The organism is Methylobacterium sp. BE186 (assembly GCF_031457035.1).
Taxonomy (GTDB): domain Bacteria; phylum Pseudomonadota; class Alphaproteobacteria; order Rhizobiales; family Beijerinckiaceae; genus Methylobacterium; species Methylobacterium segetis.
Genome location: NZ_JAVDVV010000003.1, coordinates 280243 through 295208, shown reverse-complemented (window position 1 = coordinate 295208; position 14966 = coordinate 280243). Strand labels below are relative to the sequence as shown.

14 protein-coding genes are annotated in these 14966 nt (G+C 71.2%); 5 read left to right on the top strand and 9 right to left on the bottom strand.

Going from position 1 to position 14966, the window contains the following annotated elements:
• Positions 1 to 203 precede the first annotated feature (203 nt).
• Genes J2X36_RS05495 through J2X36_RS05485 form a run of 3 tightly spaced genes read right to left on the bottom strand, consistent with a single transcriptional unit; the run spans position 204 to position 4965 of the window.
• Entirely contained in the window at positions 204 to 3035 is a 2832-nt protein-coding gene (locus J2X36_RS05495; protein WP_310347121.1) for a DUF4159 domain-containing protein, read from the bottom strand.
• 10 nt (positions 3036 to 3045) lie between these two features.
• Complete coding sequence (locus tag J2X36_RS05490) at positions 3046 to 3957, bottom strand: DUF58 domain-containing protein (RefSeq protein ID WP_310347119.1); 912 nt, start codon at positions 3955 to 3957, stop codon at positions 3046 to 3048.
• A gap of 3 nt (positions 3958 to 3960) precedes the next feature.
• The gene (locus J2X36_RS05485; protein ID WP_132250633.1) at positions 3961 to 4965 is read right to left on the bottom strand and encodes a MoxR family ATPase; all 1005 of its coding nucleotides are present in this window, start codon (positions 4963 to 4965) and stop codon (positions 3961 to 3963) included.
• A gap of 235 nt (positions 4966 to 5200) precedes the next feature.
• Here J2X36_RS05485 and J2X36_RS05480 point away from each other — a divergent pair, with 235 nt between their 5' ends.
• The 5 genes from J2X36_RS05480 (at position 5201) to J2X36_RS05460 (ending at position 8512) form a co-directional block, all read left to right on the top strand.
• The gene (locus J2X36_RS05480) at positions 5201 to 5626 is read left to right on the top strand and encodes a PaaI family thioesterase (protein WP_132250631.1); all 426 of its coding nucleotides are present in this window, start codon (positions 5201 to 5203) and stop codon (positions 5624 to 5626) included.
• 62 nt (positions 5627 to 5688) lie between these two features.
• Positions 5689 to 6276: a DUF1285 domain-containing protein gene (locus J2X36_RS05475; RefSeq protein ID WP_310347115.1), complete on the top strand. Its 588-nt coding sequence runs from the start codon at positions 5689 to 5691 to the stop codon at positions 6274 to 6276.
• Positions 6273 to 6956, top strand: coding sequence for a CoA pyrophosphatase (locus J2X36_RS05470; protein WP_405029726.1), 684 nt, complete (start codon positions 6273 to 6275; stop codon positions 6954 to 6956). The genes J2X36_RS05475 and J2X36_RS05470 overlap by 4 nt, the downstream gene beginning before the upstream one ends.
• 45 nt (positions 6957 to 7001) lie before the next feature.
• Positions 7002 to 7259 carry a DUF6111 family protein gene (locus tag J2X36_RS05465; protein ID WP_132250627.1) on the top strand — a complete coding sequence of 86 codons (258 nt, stop codon included), beginning with the start codon at positions 7002 to 7004 and terminating at the stop codon, positions 7257 to 7259.
• Entirely contained in the window at positions 7256 to 8512 is a 1257-nt protein-coding gene (locus J2X36_RS05460; RefSeq protein ID WP_310347111.1) for a CCA tRNA nucleotidyltransferase, read from the top strand. Before J2X36_RS05465 ends, J2X36_RS05460 begins: the two co-directional genes overlap by 4 nt.
• Before the next feature lie 115 nt (positions 8513 to 8627).
• Here the strand turns inward: J2X36_RS05460 and atpC are convergent, their stop codons facing one another.
• The 6 genes from atpC to J2X36_RS05430 all read right to left on the bottom strand — a co-directional run bounded on the left by atpC (position 8628) and on the right by J2X36_RS05430 (position 14759).
• A complete protein-coding gene (gene atpC, locus J2X36_RS05455) occupies positions 8628 to 9029 on the bottom strand; it encodes an ATP synthase F1 subunit epsilon (protein ID WP_310347110.1) in 402 nt (133 codons plus the stop codon).
• A gap of 119 nt (positions 9030 to 9148) precedes the next feature.
• Positions 9149 to 10606 carry a F0F1 ATP synthase subunit beta gene (gene atpD / locus J2X36_RS05450; RefSeq protein WP_310347108.1) on the bottom strand — a complete coding sequence of 486 codons (1458 nt, stop codon included), beginning with the start codon at positions 10604 to 10606 and terminating at the stop codon, positions 9149 to 9151.
• Between the two features lie 48 nt (positions 10607 to 10654).
• Positions 10655 to 11542 carry a F0F1 ATP synthase subunit gamma gene (locus J2X36_RS05445; protein ID WP_132250619.1) on the bottom strand — a complete coding sequence of 296 codons (888 nt, stop codon included), beginning with the start codon at positions 11540 to 11542 and terminating at the stop codon, positions 10655 to 10657.
• Positions 11543 to 11617: 75 nt separating this feature from the next.
• Positions 11618 to 13147 (bottom strand): F0F1 ATP synthase subunit alpha, encoded by a 1530-nt coding sequence (atpA, locus tag J2X36_RS05440; RefSeq protein WP_132250617.1) that lies wholly within the window; start codon positions 13145 to 13147, stop codon positions 11618 to 11620.
• A 62-nt stretch (positions 13148 to 13209) separates the two neighbouring features.
• Complete coding sequence (locus J2X36_RS05435; protein ID WP_310347106.1) at positions 13210 to 13782, bottom strand: F0F1 ATP synthase subunit delta; 573 nt, start codon at positions 13780 to 13782, stop codon at positions 13210 to 13212.
• A 281-nt stretch (positions 13783 to 14063) separates the two neighbouring features.
• A complete protein-coding gene (locus tag J2X36_RS05430) occupies positions 14064 to 14759 on the bottom strand; it encodes a DsbA family protein (protein ID WP_132250613.1) in 696 nt (231 codons plus the stop codon).
• Positions 14760 to 14966: the final 207 nt, after the last annotated feature.

The following is a 14966-nucleotide window of genomic DNA, read 5'->3' as shown; positions in this document are numbered from 1 at the left end:
CCGGCGATCATCAAGCCCGCGCCGCGCCCCCGCTCCCGTTCGGGAGAGGGACGGGGTGAGGGGTGCGACCGTTTCCGAAAAACCTGTCCCCCTCACCCGGTCGGCTCGCGCGGCGTCGACCTCTCCCGGGCTGGAGAGCTGAAGGGCGCCCGATCGAGCCGGGCTGCGAGCCAGCGGCCGTCTCACCTGTGCCTGCATGTTCCTCACTGTCCGAGCCGCTCCAGCAGGGCCGGCACGTGGACCTGATCCGCCTTGTAGTTGCCGGTCAGCGTGTACATCACGATGTTGACGCCGCCGCGGAAGGCCATCTCGCGCTGGCGCTGGTCGCCCCCGGTGACGGGATAGAGCGCCTCGCCCCGGCGGCCGACCGCCCAGGCGGCGGCGAGGTCGTTGCCGGTGATGATGATGGGGCTGACCCCGTCGCCCGCGCGCGCCGGGCGCCGCTCGCCCCCGTCCGCCGCGGGGGGCAGCGCCTCGACCCAGGTCTGGCCCGTCGCGTAGCGGCCGGGGAAGGTCTCGACGAGGTAGAAGGCCTTGGTGAGCACGTGGTCGATCGGAACGGGCTCCAGTTCCGGCACCTCCAGCGTCGCCAGCATCTTGCGCAGGTAGGCCGCCTCCGGCGTCGGCCCGTCGCCCGGGCGGCTCGTCAGGGCGTCGCGGGTGTCGAAGAGGACGGTGCCGCCGTTGCGCATGAAGGCGTCGATCCGGCGGATCGCGGCCTCGCTTGGCTGCGGGCGCCCCGGCGCGATCGGCCAGTAGATCAGCGGGTAGAAGGAGAGCTCGTCCCTGGCCGGGTCGAGGCCCGCGGGCTCGCCGGGTTCGAGCGCCGTGCGCGAGGCGAGCATCTGGGTCAGCCCCGAGAGGCCGGCCCGGCTCGCCTCGTCGACCGCCGCGTCGCCGGTGATCACGTAGGCGAGGCGCGTCACGAGGGCGGATTCGAAGCCGTTCGGGCGGTTCGCCGCCGGCTCCTCGGCGCGCGTCGGGAGCGGAGCCGCCAGCGCCAGGAGGGCGAGGCCGGCGAGCAGCAGGGCGGCCGGCCGGTTGCCGACCCGGCCCAGCAGGCCTCCGGTCGACCGGCTGAGGAACCCGCCGAGCCAGAGCCCGGCGAGGGTGTCGAGGACGAGGAGCATCAGGGCAAGGGTGAAGAGGTGGGCCCGAAGGTCAAGGGTCTCGGCCCCCGCCAGCGAGCCGAGGCGGGCATTCTTCAGGCTCGCGAGGTCGAGGGCCTTCAGCCGGTCGTCCGGCCGGAGCGCGTTGACGGCGATGCCGCTATCAGCCGGCCCGTAGAAGCCCGGCGGGTGCTCGCCCGTCGCCCGGTCCCCGTAATCGGCCGAGACGGCCTTGGCGGAGGCGGGCGGGCTGCCGAGCGCCCCGAACCCGTCGAGGGTCAGCCGCGGCGCCAGGACGGCGGCCGCGGGCCGCGGGCCGCCCTCGGCCACCGGGGCGGCGCTGCTGCCGGCGAGGCCCACCACCCGCCGCAGCATGTCGATGAAGAGGCCGGACAGGGGCAGGTTCGACCAGGTCGTGTCGGCGGTGACGTGGAACAGCACGACGAGCCCCTGGCCCCGCTTCTCGGCGGTGACGATCGGCGTGCCGTCCTGGAGCGAGGCCCAGGTCCGGCTCGGCAACTCGCCGTCGGGCTCCGCCAGGATCTGGCGGCGCACGCCGATATCGGCCGGCGGCGCGAGGCCCGCGAAGGGGCTCTCGGGGGCGAAGGGGGCCAGCGTCTTCGGGCTGTCCCAGGAGAGCGTGCCGCCGAGCGTCCGGCCGCCCCGGCGCAGGCGCACGGGCACGAGCGGATCGTTGCCGGCGGCGAGCCGGGCCCCGGCGAAGCGCAGGAGGAGGCCGCCGCCATCGACGAAGGTCGAGACGCGGCCGAGCGTCTGCTCGTCGAGCGCCCCGACATCGGCCAGAACCAGCACGGAGACCTGGCTGTCGAGCATCTGGCCGATCGACTCGGCCGTGCCCTTGGCGCCGCGGGGCTCCTGCACGTCGGCGAAGGGCGTCAGCGCCTTGGCGAGATAGTAGGTCGGCGCCAGCAGGGGCTGCGCCTGATCGGCCGTGCCGCCGAAGACGAGGCCGACGCGGCGCCGCTTGCCGCGCTCGTCCATCAGGGCCACGGCTCCGGCCGAGCGCTCGTTGGTGATCTCGAGCCGCGCGATCGCGTTGCGCAGCTCCACCGGCAGGTCGAACACGATCTCGGCCTCGGTGGCGTTCGGCGCGAAGGCGAAATCGTGCTCCGCGAGGGGCAGGCCCTTCTGGTCGAGCGCCCGGACGAGGCCCGTGTCGCGCCCGTTGGGCGCCGCGCGCAGGACCCGTGCGGTGAGCCGTCCGCCCCCCTCCGAGCCGGTGATCGCGATCAACGTCGGCTGGTCGGTTTTGAGGATCGCGAGATCAACGCCGTGCTTCGTCGCGAGCGCCTCCAGATCCGGCGCGAAACGACCCTCCCCGGTCCCCGCGACGCCGTCGCTGATCCAGACGATGCCGGCTCCCGGCATCCGCTCCAGGACGCTTCCGATGGCCGGCAGATGCGCCGCCCGGTCGGCGAGATGGGGCCGCGGCGCGATCGCCCGCAGGCGCTCCAGCGCGGCGGCCGGGTTGCGCGCCTCGGCCGCGGCGGCCGGATCGGCGAGGCTGAGGATCGCGACCGGGCGCCCGTCGCGGGCCGCGCCCTCGACCGCGTCGGTGGCGACGCGCAGGCGCTCCCGCCAATCGTGGGCCGCCGAAAACCCGTTGTCGATCAGTAGGATGAGCGGGTTGCGCCCGCCCGCCGCCCCGATCCCGGCCGGGTTCCAGACAGGTCCCGCCACGGCGAGGATGAGGGCGGCTGCCGCCAGCATCCGCAGGATCAGCAGCCAGGGCGGCGTGCGGGCCGGCGTCTCCCGGCGCGGCGCGAGATCGGCCGCGATCCGCAGCGGCGGGAAGTCGATCCGGCGCGGGCGCGGCGGCGTCACCCGCAGCAGGAACCAGAGGGCCGGCAGGGCCACCAGGGCGGCGAGCGCGAAGGGGGCGGCGAAGGTCAGCGGTCCGAGCATCACGCCCTCCTCAGCCGGCGCCGCGGGCGGCCACCAGGGTGACGAGGCGCAACGCCGCCTCGCTCGCCGGGCGGTCGGTGCGGTGGAGCGTCAGCGTCCAGCCGAGGTCCCGGGTCAGCCCGAGAAGCCCGGCGCGATGGGCGGCGTTGCGCTCGCGATAGGCTTCCCCCCAGGCCGCCGCGTCGCCGACATCCAGGCTGATCCCGGCTTCCGGATCCTGCAGCACCGCCTGTCCCGCGAAGGGGAAAGTCTCCTCGACCGGGTCGGCGATGAGGACGCAATGGCCCCGCGTACCGTGCCCCGCGAGGGTGCGCAGCGCGGGCTCGATCTCGCGCAGCGGCGTCAGGAAGTCGCTCACCAGGATCGCCTCGTCGAACCGCCCGAGGGCGGCGCGGGGCGGAAGGTCCTGCGCGAGTCCGGCCTCGTCGCCGACGATCTCCTGCGCCATCGCCTCGACGATCCGCCGGGAGGCGTTCGGCCGCGTCAGCCCGAGCAGGCCGACCCGCTCGCCGCCCTCCACCAGGGTGTCGGCCAGGGCGAGGCCGAGGACGAGGGCGCGCTCGACCTTCGGGGTCTCGGAGAGGTCCGACACGAAGCCCATCGAGGCGGATCGGTCGATCCAGAGCCAGACATTGTGGGCGGCCTCCCACTCGCGCTCGCGCACGTAGAGCCGGTCGTCCCGGGCCGAGCGGCGCCAGTCGATGCGGGCCGCCGCCTCACCCGTCACGAAGGGCCGGAATTGCCAGAAGCTCTCGCCCGGTCCCGCTCGCCTGCGCCCGTGAAGGCCGTGCGCCAGCGTCGACGAGACGCGCCGCGCCTCCAGCACGAGGCGCGGCATGCGCTCTGCCAGGGAGAGCGCGCGCTCAGTCTCGCGCCGTCCGGGGGCGCGCTCGGAGGGGCCGGAGACCCGGGTCGCGACCATCCGCTAGAGCTTGTCCGCGAGCTGCCGGATCAGGCCCGGCACGGTCTCGCCGTCGGCCCGGGCCGCGAAGCTCAGCGCCATGCGGTGCTTCAGCACGGGCTCGGCGAGCGCCTTCACGTCGGCGATGGAGGGCGCGACGCGGCCCTCGATCAGGGCGCGGGCGCGCACGGCGAGCGTCAGCGCCTGGCTGGCGCGGGGTCCCGGACCCCACAGGAGCTTGCCCTTCACGATTCCCTCGCCGCTGTCCGGCCGGGCCGAGCGCACGAGGTCGAGGATCGCGTCGACCACCGCCTCGCCGACCGGCAGCCGCCGGACCAGGCGCTGGGCTGTGAGAAGCTCCTCCGTCGTCATGACGGCCCGCGGCCGCGTCTCCTCGACGCCGGTGGTCTCGATCAGGATGCGCCGCTCCGCCGCCCGGTCGGGATAGCCCACGTCGATCTCGAGGAGAAAGCGGTCGAGCTGCGCCTCCGGCAGCGGGTAGGTGCCCTCCTGCTCGATCGGGTTCTGGGTCGCCAGCACGTGGAACGGCCGCGGCAGGTCGTGGCGCTCGCCCGCGACCGAGACGAAGTGCTCCTGCATCGCCTGCAGCAGGGCCGATTGGGTGCGCGGGCTCGCGCGGTTGATCTCGTCGGCCATCAGGAGCTGCGTGAAGACGGGGCCCTTCACGAAGCGGAAGGAGCGGCGCCGGTCCGCGTCCTCGTCGAGGATCTCGGTGCCCAGGATGTCGGAGGGCATCAGGTCGGGGGTGAACTGCACCCGCCGCGCGTCGAGGCCGAGGACGGTGCCGAGGGTCTCCACGAGCTTGGTCTTGGCGAGGCCCGGCAAGCCGACGAGGAGACCATGTCCGCCGGCGAGGATCGTCACCAGGGCGAGGTCGACGACCTGCTCCTGGCCGAAGATGACTCCGTGGATCGCCTCCCGGGCCTTGCCGACCGCCGCGAGGCAGGATTCGGCGGTGGCGACGATGCCGTCGTCGAGGCTGGTGGCCGGCGATGAGCCGTGCGTCATGCGCGTCGTTTCCCGTCTCTCGCGGCCCGGCGCGCGGGCCTCGCGGTCGGTGTGCAGGGGCCGTGCCCGGGACGAACGCCCGGGACCTGTCGAAGGGCCGGAGTGTGGCGTCCTTTTGGGCGGGCTGGCAAGGTCGGTGTCGCCGCAGCCCGGTCCGCTCCCTCAACCCCTCGGATCAACCGCCGGCGCACAGAGTTCTGTCCACGATCCCACCGTCCCGCTTCACGAGATCGCCATGCCGGCCGACCCCGCCCTCCTGCCCGAGCCGTCCGACGGCTGGGAAGCTTTCGACGATCCGGGCTTCATCGACCATGTCGGCCCGGTCTGGCACCGGCCGGAGGGGGCCTACGGCTTCCGCGCGGAGACGAAGCACGCCAACCTGATCGGGATCGTGCAGGGCGGCATGCTGATGACCTTCGCCGACCGGGCTCTCGGCGTCGCCGCGATGGCGGCCGCCGACGGAGCGAACTGCGTGACGATCCAGCTCGAGATGCAGTTCGTCGGAGCAGGGCGCATCGGCGACTGGATCGAGGCCCGCCCCGAGATCGTAAGACGCACGAGTTCCCTCGTCTTCCTGCGCACGGACCTGACCTGCGGGACGGATATCGTCGCCAGCGCCACGGGCATCTGGAAGATCCTCCGCCGCAAGCCCGCGCCATGAAGGCGGTGGCACCGCGTCGCGAGCCGATTGCCAGCGTCCGCCCGGCCCTATCTGATGCACCGATGACAGCCGCCGACGCGACCGCCGATCCGATCCTCAGCCGCCTCAGCGACGCGCTCGGCAGGCTGGAGCCGCGCGGGCTGCCGCCGGTCGAATCGTGGAAGCCGCCCTATTGCGGAGAAATCGACATGCGGATCGCCGCGGACGGGACGTGGTTCCACAACGGATCGCCGATCCGGCGGCCGGCCCTGGTCAAGCTCTTCGCCTCGATCCTCCGGAAGGAGCCGGACGGACGCATCGTCCTCGTCACACCCGTCGAGAGCGTCGGCATCGCCGTGGACGACGCGCCCTTCTTGGCCGTCGAGATGGCCGTCGAGGGCACCGGCGAAGCGCGGCGCCTCGCCTTCCGCACCAACGTCGACGATCTCGTCCCGCTCGATACCGAGCACGCGCTCCGGTTCGAGCAGGATCGGGAGGGGGGTCTGCGCCCCTACATCCACGTCCGGCGCGGTCTCTGGGCACTCATGACGCGCGCTCTGACCTACGACCTCGTGGAGATGGGCGAAGAGCGTGAGATCGACGGGACCCGCTGGTTCGGGCTCGCAGCGGGCGGCGCCTTCCACCGGATCGCGCCCGCCGAGGCTGCGTGAGCGTGTCCTCTCGCGTCCTGGCCCCGGTGGCCGCCCCGCCGCCCGACGAGGCGGCCTTGGCCGATTTCCTCGCCCGGGCCGAGGCCCGGCTCTCGCGCGAGCCGCCGGGTCCCTGCGATCCGACCTCCAACCCGTGCGGCGACCATTCCCTCGATCCCGAGGGCAAGGCCGTGGCGCCGCCCGGTCCGCATCGCCGCGCCGCCGTGCTGGTGCCGGTGGTGCCCCGCTATGGCAGCCTGTTCGTCCTCCTGACGAAGCGCGCCCCCCATCTGCGCGACCATTCGGGCCAGATCGCCTTCCCCGGTGGCAAGATCGACCCGCACGACGAGACGCCCCGGCACGCCGCGCTCCGCGAGGCCGAGGAGGAGATCGGCCTCGCCCCCGAGCGGGTGCGGACGATCGGATATCTCGACCCCTACCTCTCGGCGACCGGCTTCCTCGTCACGCCCGTGGTCGGCCTCGTTGATCCCGCCGCACCGCTGGCGCCGAACCCGGCGGAGGTCGCCGAGATCTTCGAGGTGCCGCTCGCCTTCCTGATGGACCCCTCGCGCTACGAGCGGAACGCCCTTCTGTGCAAGGGCCAGCTGCGCCATTACTACGCCATTCCCTTCGGCGAGCGCATGATCTGGGGTCTCACGGCCGGGATCCTGCACAATCTCCATCAGCGCTTATGTCTGTGAGCCAGGGCGTCGCCGCCCGCCTGATCCGTTGACCGCCCGGGTGCCATGCTGCGTCGCGTCCTCGAAGAGCTCGGCCTCTTCCTCATCCCGTTCCTGCTCTTCTTCGGCTACCTCCTCCTCGTCGGCCGGAACCCGTTCCACCGGGTTCACTGGGAGGCGCAGGTCTTCCGGCTCGTGCTGGCGGGCTTCGGCGTCGTGATCGCCTCTCTCGTCCTCACCGGCCTGTTCTCCGAGCGCCATGCCGGCGGCTACGTGCCGGCTCATATGGAGAATGGCCGCCTCGTACCGGGGCAGTTCCGGTGACGTCGACGATCCCGGACAGTCTCGACGCGCTCGGCCTCAGCCGGCTCCTCGCGCGGCCGGGCGTAGCCGCCGTGCTCGCTGCCCTCGACGGGCCGGGCGAGGAGACCCGCCTCGTCGGCGGCTGCGTGCGCGACGCGCTGCTGGGCAGGGAAGTGGCCGACATCGACCTCGCGACGACCCTGCTGCCCGCCTCGACGATGGCGCGGGCCACCGCCGCCGGGCTGAAGGCAATCCCGACCGGGTTCGAGCACGGCACGGTCACGGTGATCGCCGACGGCGACCCGTTCGAGGTGACGACGCTCCGAGAGGACATCGAGACGGACGGGCGGCACGCCATCGTCCGGTTCGGGCGCGACTTCCGGCGCGACGCCGAGCGGCGCGACTTCACCATGAACGCCCTGTCCCTGGGTGTGGACGGCGCGCTTCACGACCTCACCGAGGGCCTCGCCGACCTCGCCGAGGGCTGTGTCCGCTTTATCGGCGATCCGGACACGCGCATCCGCGAGGATGCCCTGCGCATCCTGCGCTTCTTCCGCTTTCACGCCCGGTTCGGAGCCGGCGAGCCGGACGCTCCCGGCCTCGCCGCCTGTATCCGGGCTCGCGACAGCCTCGACGGCTTGTCCCGCGAGCGCGTGCGGGCGGAATTCCTCAAGATCCTGACGACACCGGGCGTCACCGAAGCGTTCGAGATCCTGAGCCGGACCGGGCTGCTGCCGCGTCTCATCGGCGGCCTCTGCGATCTCGGCCGGCTCGGACGGGCCGCCCGAGCAGGGCTCTGCGCCACTGGGCGGCTCGCCGCCGGCTTCGTCCTCAGCGCCTCGGACGTCGAGCGGCTACGAGACCGGTTGCGCCTCTCGAATGCCGAGCAGGCCGTCCTTCTCGCCTATGCCCGGGCGCTGGCCGCGCTCCTCAGCCCAGACAGCATCGACGCGACCGCGCTTCGGGCCTTCGCGGCAGAACACGGCGCGGCGGCGCTCGGACGCGTGCTCGAAGCCACCCGGGGCGAGCCGCGCCCTCGCCTCTCGCCGGAGGCCCGTGCGCTGCTCCCCGCCCTCCTCGATCCGGCCGCACCCCGATCGGTGATGCCCCTCGCCGGCGCCGACCTCGTCGCCCGCGGTCTGGCGCCCGGACCTCAGATCGGGCGCGCCCTCGCCGCCGCGCGCAAGCTCTGGCTCGCCCGCGGCTGCCCCGTCGACGCGGCATCGCGTGACGCGCTGCTCGAGGAGGCGCTCGAAGTGATCCGCAAGGCGTGAGTGACCCGGGCGAGTTGCCGAGCCGCAGATTGCCGCCTTCCGACCGGACAAAAAAACCGCCCTCGGCTGAGCCGAGAGCGGCGGATAATTCCGTCCTGACGAGCCGGCGATCGGCTCAGAGGCCGAGGGCGACCTTGGTCTCCTGGAGCTGTACGATCTGCCCATTCAGCTCCTCGCGACGCTCCAAATCCTCGGTCGCATCCCGCTGAAGCTCGACAGCCTCGATGTCGCGGTCGATCGAGGCGGGCGTCACCTCCTCGATGGGGGCCGCGCGCTCGGCGATCACCGTCACGCCGGTCGGGCCGATATCCGCGAAGCCGCCGCGGACGAGGATGCGCTTGCCGCTGTTCTGGCGCTCGGTGACGAGGATGACCCCGACCTTGAGCGAGGTCAGCACCGGCGCGTGGCCGGGAAGGATGGTCATCTCGCCCTCGGTGCCCGGCAGCTGCACGGCCTCGACCTGGCCGGAATAGAGCGTCCGCTCGGGGCCGACGAAATCGAACTGGAAGGTGGCCATCGGATCAGGGTCTCTTCAGAAGCTCTCCTCCCCGCGGGGAGAAGCTGGGAGCGGGGTGGTGCGGGCAGGCCGCTCCACCCTTGGCCCCTCCCCGCGAGGCGGGGAGGGAGACGGCCGGTTCAGGCGGCTGCCGCGAGCTTCTTGGCCTTCTCTTTGGCCTCCTCGATGGTGCCGACCATGTAGAAGGCCGCCTCCGGGAGGTCGTCGTACTCGCCGCTGACGAGCCCCTTGAAGCCCTTGATCGTGTCCTCGAGGGCGACGAGCTTGCCGGGCGAGCCCGTGAAGACCTCGGCCACGTGGAAGGGCTGGCTGAGGAAGCGCTCGATCTTGCGGGCGCGGGCGACCGTCAGCTTGTCCTCTTCCGAGAGCTCGTCCATGCCCAGGATCGCGATGATGTCCTGGAGCGCCTTGTAGCGCTGCAAGGTCTGCTGGACGCGGCGGGCGATGTCGTAATGCTCCTCGCCGAGGATGGCGGGCGAGAGCATGCGCGAGGTCGAGTCGAGCGGATCCACCGCCGGGTAGATGCCCTTCTCGGCGATCGAGCGCGAGAGCACGGTGGTGGCATCGAGGTGGGCGAAGGAGGCGGCGGGCGCCGGGTCGGTCAGGTCGTCGGCCGGCACGTAGATGGCCTGCACCGAGGTGATCGAACCCTTCGTCGTCGTGGTGATGCGCTCCTGCAGGGCGCCCATGTCGGTGGCGAGCGTCGGCTGATAGCCCACCGCCGAGGGAATGCGGCCGAGAAGCGCCGACACCTCGGAGCCCGCCTGTGTGAAGCGGAAGATGTTGTCCACGAAGAACAGCACGTCCTGCCCCTCGTCGCGGAACTGCTCGGCGACGGTGAGGCCGGTGAGCGCCACGCGGGAGCGGGCGCCGGGCGACTCGTTCATCTGGCCGTAGACCAGCGCGCACTTGGAGCCCTCGGCCGAGCCGCCGTTCTCCTTCGGGTCCATGTTGACCTTGGACTCGATCATCTCGTGGTAGAGATCGTTGCCCTCGCGGGTGCGCTCGCCGACGCCGGCGAACACCGAGTAGCCCGAGTGGGCCTTCGCGATGTTGTTGATCAGCTCCATGATCAGCACGGTCTTGCCGACGCCGGCGCCGCCGAACAGGCCGATCTTGCCGCCCTTGGCGTAGGGGGCGAGCAGGTCCACCACCTTGATGCCGGTGACGAGGATCTGCGCCTCGGTCGACTGCTCGTCGTAGGCCGGGGCGGGCTGGTGGATCGCACGGTAGGTCGTGGTCTCGATCGGGCCGGCCTCGTCGATCGGCTCACCGATGACGTTCATGATGCGGCCGAGCGTGTTCAGGCCGACCGGCACCTTGATCGCCTCGCCGGTGTCGGTGACCTCCTGGCCGCGCACGAGGCCTTCGGACGTGTCCATCGCCACGCAGCGCACGGTGTTCTCGCCGAGCTGCTGGGCGACTTCGAGCACGAGGCGAGCGCCGTTGTTCTTGGTCTCGAGAGCGTTCAGGATTTCCGGCAGATGGCCGTCGAACTGCACGTCGACCACAGGCCCGATGACCTGCGTGATCCGGCCGACCGAGTTGGCGGCGGTGGGAAGAGCGGTGTTCGCCATGATGTGCGTGTCCTTCGAATCTGTGCGGGCGGGGCGTCCGGGCGGCTCTTAGAGAGCCTCGGCGCCCGAGATGATCTCGATCAGTTCCTTGGTGATCATGGCCTGACGCGTGCGGTTGTAGATCAGCGTCTGCTTCTTGATCATCTCGCCCGCGTTGCGGGTGGCGGAATCCATGGCGCTCATGCGCGAGCCCTGCTCGGAGGCTGCGTTCTCGAGAAGCGCCCGGAAGACCTGGACGGTGAGGTTGCGCGGCAGGAGCGTCGCGAGGATCGCTTCCTCGCTCGGCTCGAATTCCAGGGCGGAATCGGCGGGCGCACCGGTGGTGCTCTCCGCTCCCTCCGGCAGCTGCGCCGGGATCAGCTTCTGAGCGGTCGGGATCTGCGAGATGACCGAGCGGAACTCGGAGTAGAACAGGGTCGCCACGTCGAACTCGCCCGCGTCGAAGCGCGCGAGGATCTTGTCGGCGATCTCCGAGGCGAACTCGTAATCGACGGGCTTGTTGCCCCGCAGGTCCATGTTCTCGATGATCTGCTGCCGGAACTGGCGGCGCAGGATGTCGTAGCCCTTCTTGCCGACGGTGATGATCTTCACCGTCTTGCCCTCCGCCATCAGGCGGTTGGCGTGGTCGCGGGCGAGCCGAGCGATCGACGAGTTGAAGGCGCCGCATAGGCCGCGATCGGCGGTGCAGACCACGAGGAGGTGCGTGCGGTCCTCACCCGTGCCGGACAGAAGCTTCGGAGCGCCGACGCCGCCGACGAGGTTCCCGGCGAGGTTGCCGAGCACCTGGGACATCTTCTCGGCGTAGGGCCGCGCGCTCTCGGCCGCATTCTGGGCGCGCCGCAGCTTGGCGGCGGCGACCATCTGCATCGCCTTGGTGATCTTCTGCGTCGCCTTCACCGAAGTGATGCGGTTACGCAGATCCTTCAAACTCGGCATCGGGAGATTTCCAGGTGGGTCACGGGCGGCTCAGGGCCGGGCGCGGCGGGCGCCCGGCTTCGGCGATCCGTCGCCTCAGTTGAACGACTTGGAGACGCCCTCGACGACGCTCTTCAGCTTGCCGGCGTTCTCGTCGGAGAGATCCTTCGAGTCGCGGATGCCGGTGAGCAGGTCCTGGTGCTTGGAGCGCAGCGTCGAGAGGAGCTGATCCTCGAAGGCCCGCACCTTGCTGACGGGGAGCTTGTCGAGGTAGCCGTTCACGCCGGCGTAGATCACCGCGACCTGCTCCTCCATCTTCAGCGGCGAGAATTGCGGCTGCTTGAGAAGCTCGGTGAGCCGCGAGCCGCGGTTCAGGAGCTGCTGCGTCGAGGCGTCGAGGTCGGAGCCGAACTGCGCGAAGGCGGCCATCTCGCGGTACTGCGCGAGCTCGCCCTTGATCTTGCCGGCGACCTTCTTCATCGCCTTGGTCTGCGCGGCCGAGCCGACGCGCGACACCGAAAGTCCGACGTTCACCGCCGGGCGCACGCCCTGGTAGAACAGGTCGGTCTCAAGGAAGATCTGGCCGTCGGTGATCGAGATGACGTTCGTCGGGATGTAGGCGGACACGTCGTTGGCCTGGGTCTCGATGACCGGGAGCGCGGTGAGCGAGCCGTTGCCGGCGGCGTCGCCCATCTTGGCGGCGCGCTCGAGCAGGCGGCTGTGGAGGTAGAACACGTCGCCCGGATAGGCCTCGCGGCCCGGCGGGCGGCGCAGCAGCAGCGACATCTGGCGGTAGGCGACGGCCTGCTTCGAGAGATCGTCGTACACGATCACGGCGTGCATGCCGTTGTCCCGGAAGTACTCGCCCATGGCGCAACCGGCGAAGGGGGCGATGAACTGCATCGGCGCGGCGTCCGACGCGGTGGCCGCGATCACGATCGAGTACTCGAGCGCGCCCTGGTCCTCCAGCACCTTCACGAACTGGGCGACGGTCGAGCGCTTCTGACCCACCGCGACGTACACGCAGTAGAGCTTGGCCTTCTCGTCGGTGCCCTGGTGGGCCGGCTTCTGGTTCAGGATCGTGTCGAGGGCGATCGCGGTCTTGCCGGTCTGGCGATCGCCGATGATCAGCTCGCGCTGGCCGCGGCCGACCGGGATGAGGGCGTCGATCGCCTTGAGGCCGGTAGCCATCGGCTCGTGCACGGACTTGCGCGGGATGATGCCCGGCGCCTTCACGTCCACGCGGCGGCGCTCCTCAGCCACGATGGGGCCCTTGCCGTCGATCGGGTTGCCGAGGCCGTCCACGACGCGGCCGAGCAGGCCCTTGCCGACCGGCACGTCCACGATGGCGCCGGTGCGCTTGACGGTCTGGCCTTCCTTGATCTCGCGGTCGGAGCCGAAGATCACGATGCCGACGTTGTCCTGCTCGAGGTTGAGCGCCATGCCGCGCACGCCCGACTCGAACTCGACCATCTCGCCGGCCTGGACGTTGTCGAGGCCATAGGCGCGGGCGATGCCGTCGCCGACGGACAGGACCTGGCCGACCTCGGTGACCTCGGCCTCTTCGCCGAAGTTCTTGATCTGCTCTTTCAGGATCGCGGAGATCTCGGCGGCGCGGATGTCCATCGTCGGGCCTCTTACTTCAATCGTGTGTTGTCAGGGACGGGAGCGGGGTCGGCGTCAGGCGCCTACCGGGCTTCCCGCATCGCAAGGCGAATTCCGTTGAGCTTGGTGCGCAGGCTGGCATCGACCATGCGGCTGCCGAGCTTCACCACGAGTCCGCCGATCAGGCGCGGATCGACATGCAGATCGATGTCGACCTCGGACTTGGCGACGTCGCGCAGGCTGGACTTGATCTCCTCGAGCACCGCCTCCGAGGGCTTCTCGGCCACCCGGACCTCGGCGCGGACGAAGCCCTTCGAGGCCCGAACCAGGGCGCGGAAGGACCGGATCATGTCGGGGAGCGCGAACAACCGGCGGTTGGCAGCGGCGAGCCGGATGAAATTGGCGGCGAGGCCCGTGATGCCGGCTCGGTCGAGGACGGCGCCGATCGCGGCGGCCTGTTCCTCGCCGGAGAAGACCGGGCTCTTCACGAGGCGGTTCAGGTCCGCGCTCTCCTGGAGGAGCGCGTCGAACCGGTCGAGGTTCTCGGCGACGGCGTCGACCTGACGCTCGTCCCGTGCCAACTCGAACAGGGCGGAGGCGTAGCGGCCAGCCACGCCTGCAACCAGGGGACCCGCTTCGTTACCGTTCTGCGCCACCCGCCGCTCTCTCTTTTATCCTTGCCTGGGTTCCGGCCGGATCGCGCCCCTCACGAGGCGCTCGGCACTGGGACCCTGGGTATTGGGAATATGCCGGCTGCTCGGGGCGCGAAGATGCCCCTTTGCCGACGCGGCGACCGCCTAGCATGGGAGATGGGTGGGCGCAAGGCGAGCCAACCGGCGCCGGAAGCCGGCGTTGGGGCATTGCCGCGGGCTGCCTTCCGTGATGGTGAACGGTGGCAAAGGTGAGGCCTCACCCTCGCCCGCCGAATGTCCGGTTCTCAACAGGCGATGCGGTCGCAGCGGCGAAGCGAAGCGATCATCTTGGCGAGCGCGCGAGGCCCGGGATGCCCGAGAATGCCGGTATTGCCCAGCACGTAGGAGGGGGTCGCGTAGAGGCCGAGATCGGCCGCCATCCGCATGTGGCTCTTCAGGGCGAGCCGGACCTCCTCGCTGTCGGCGATGCCCTCGGCCTCCCCCGCCGGCAGCCCCAAGCCGGCGGCCGCGTCCAGGGCGCCCGGCCCGTCGATCCGGCCGGGCTTCCCGAGAAGTTGCGTGTAGAGGCTCCAGGCCGCCGCCGAGCCGAGCTTGCGCTGGACGGCGAGCGCGACCTTCGCGGCCTGCGCCGATTGCACGGACAGGATCGGGTTGTGGATGAGGCCGATGCGCAGCGAGCCGTCGCTCGCCGAGAGCGAAGCGATGTCGCTCGCCGCCTTTCGGCAATAGGGACAGTTGAAGTCGAAGAACTCGTAGAGGGTGGTCTCGGCCTCGCGGGTGCCGAGATAGGTCACGCCGCGCAGCGCCGGGATCTCGCCCGTGATCTCGCCCGGGAGCCGCATGTTGGCCACCGGGCGTCCCTCGTCGCTCGTCACACCGTAGGATTGGCCGTATCCCTGCGCCTCAGCGCCGCCGGCCCATCCCGTCCCGGTGGCGAGGCCGGCTGCGGCGGCGAGGAAGCGGCGTCGGTCGAGCGGCATGGGCGCGGATCCGGGGTGCCACGGCTGCCCGATCCCGGCGGCCGGCTGTGAAGGGGTTCGACGCCGCGACGGCGGCGGATCGCGGCGGCTCTTAATGGCTTTCCCGGGCCGATGCATCTGCCCGGTCGGGCGCCGACCCGCCTCCGCATCATGTCTTCGCCGTATTCCGGAGGAAATCAGGCCCCCTGCCGCATCGAGGGCGCGTGC

Coding starts and splice junctions, on each gene's coding strand:
- J2X36_RS05495 (WP_310347121.1), bottom strand. CDS start 3,035: ATGCTCGGACCGCTGACCTTCGCCGCCCCCTTCGCGCTCGCCGCCCTG.
- J2X36_RS05490 (WP_310347119.1), bottom strand. CDS start 3,957: ATGGTCGCGACCCGGGTCTCCGGCCCCTCCGAGCGCGCCCCCGGACGG.
- J2X36_RS05485 (WP_132250633.1), bottom strand. CDS start 4,965: ATGACGCACGGCTCATCGCCGGCCACCAGCCTCGACGACGGCATCGTC.
- J2X36_RS05480 (WP_132250631.1), top strand. CDS start 5,201: ATGCCGGCCGACCCCGCCCTCCTGCCCGAGCCGTCCGACGGCTGGGAA.
- J2X36_RS05475 (WP_310347115.1), top strand. CDS start 5,689: ATGACAGCCGCCGACGCGACCGCCGATCCGATCCTCAGCCGCCTCAGC.
- J2X36_RS05465 (WP_132250627.1), top strand. CDS start 7,002: ATGCTGCGTCGCGTCCTCGAAGAGCTCGGCCTCTTCCTCATCCCGTTC.
- atpC (WP_310347110.1), bottom strand. CDS start 9,029: ATGGCCACCTTCCAGTTCGATTTCGTCGGCCCCGAGCGGACGCTCTAT.
- atpD (WP_310347108.1), bottom strand. CDS start 10,606: ATGGCGAACACCGCTCTTCCCACCGCCGCCAACTCGGTCGGCCGGATC.
- J2X36_RS05445 (WP_132250619.1), bottom strand. CDS start 11,542: ATGCCGAGTTTGAAGGATCTGCGTAACCGCATCACTTCGGTGAAGGCG.
- atpA (WP_132250617.1), bottom strand. CDS start 13,147: ATGGACATCCGCGCCGCCGAGATCTCCGCGATCCTGAAAGAGCAGATC.
- J2X36_RS05430 (WP_132250613.1), bottom strand. CDS start 14,759: ATGCCGCTCGACCGACGCCGCTTCCTCGCCGCCGCAGCCGGCCTCGCC.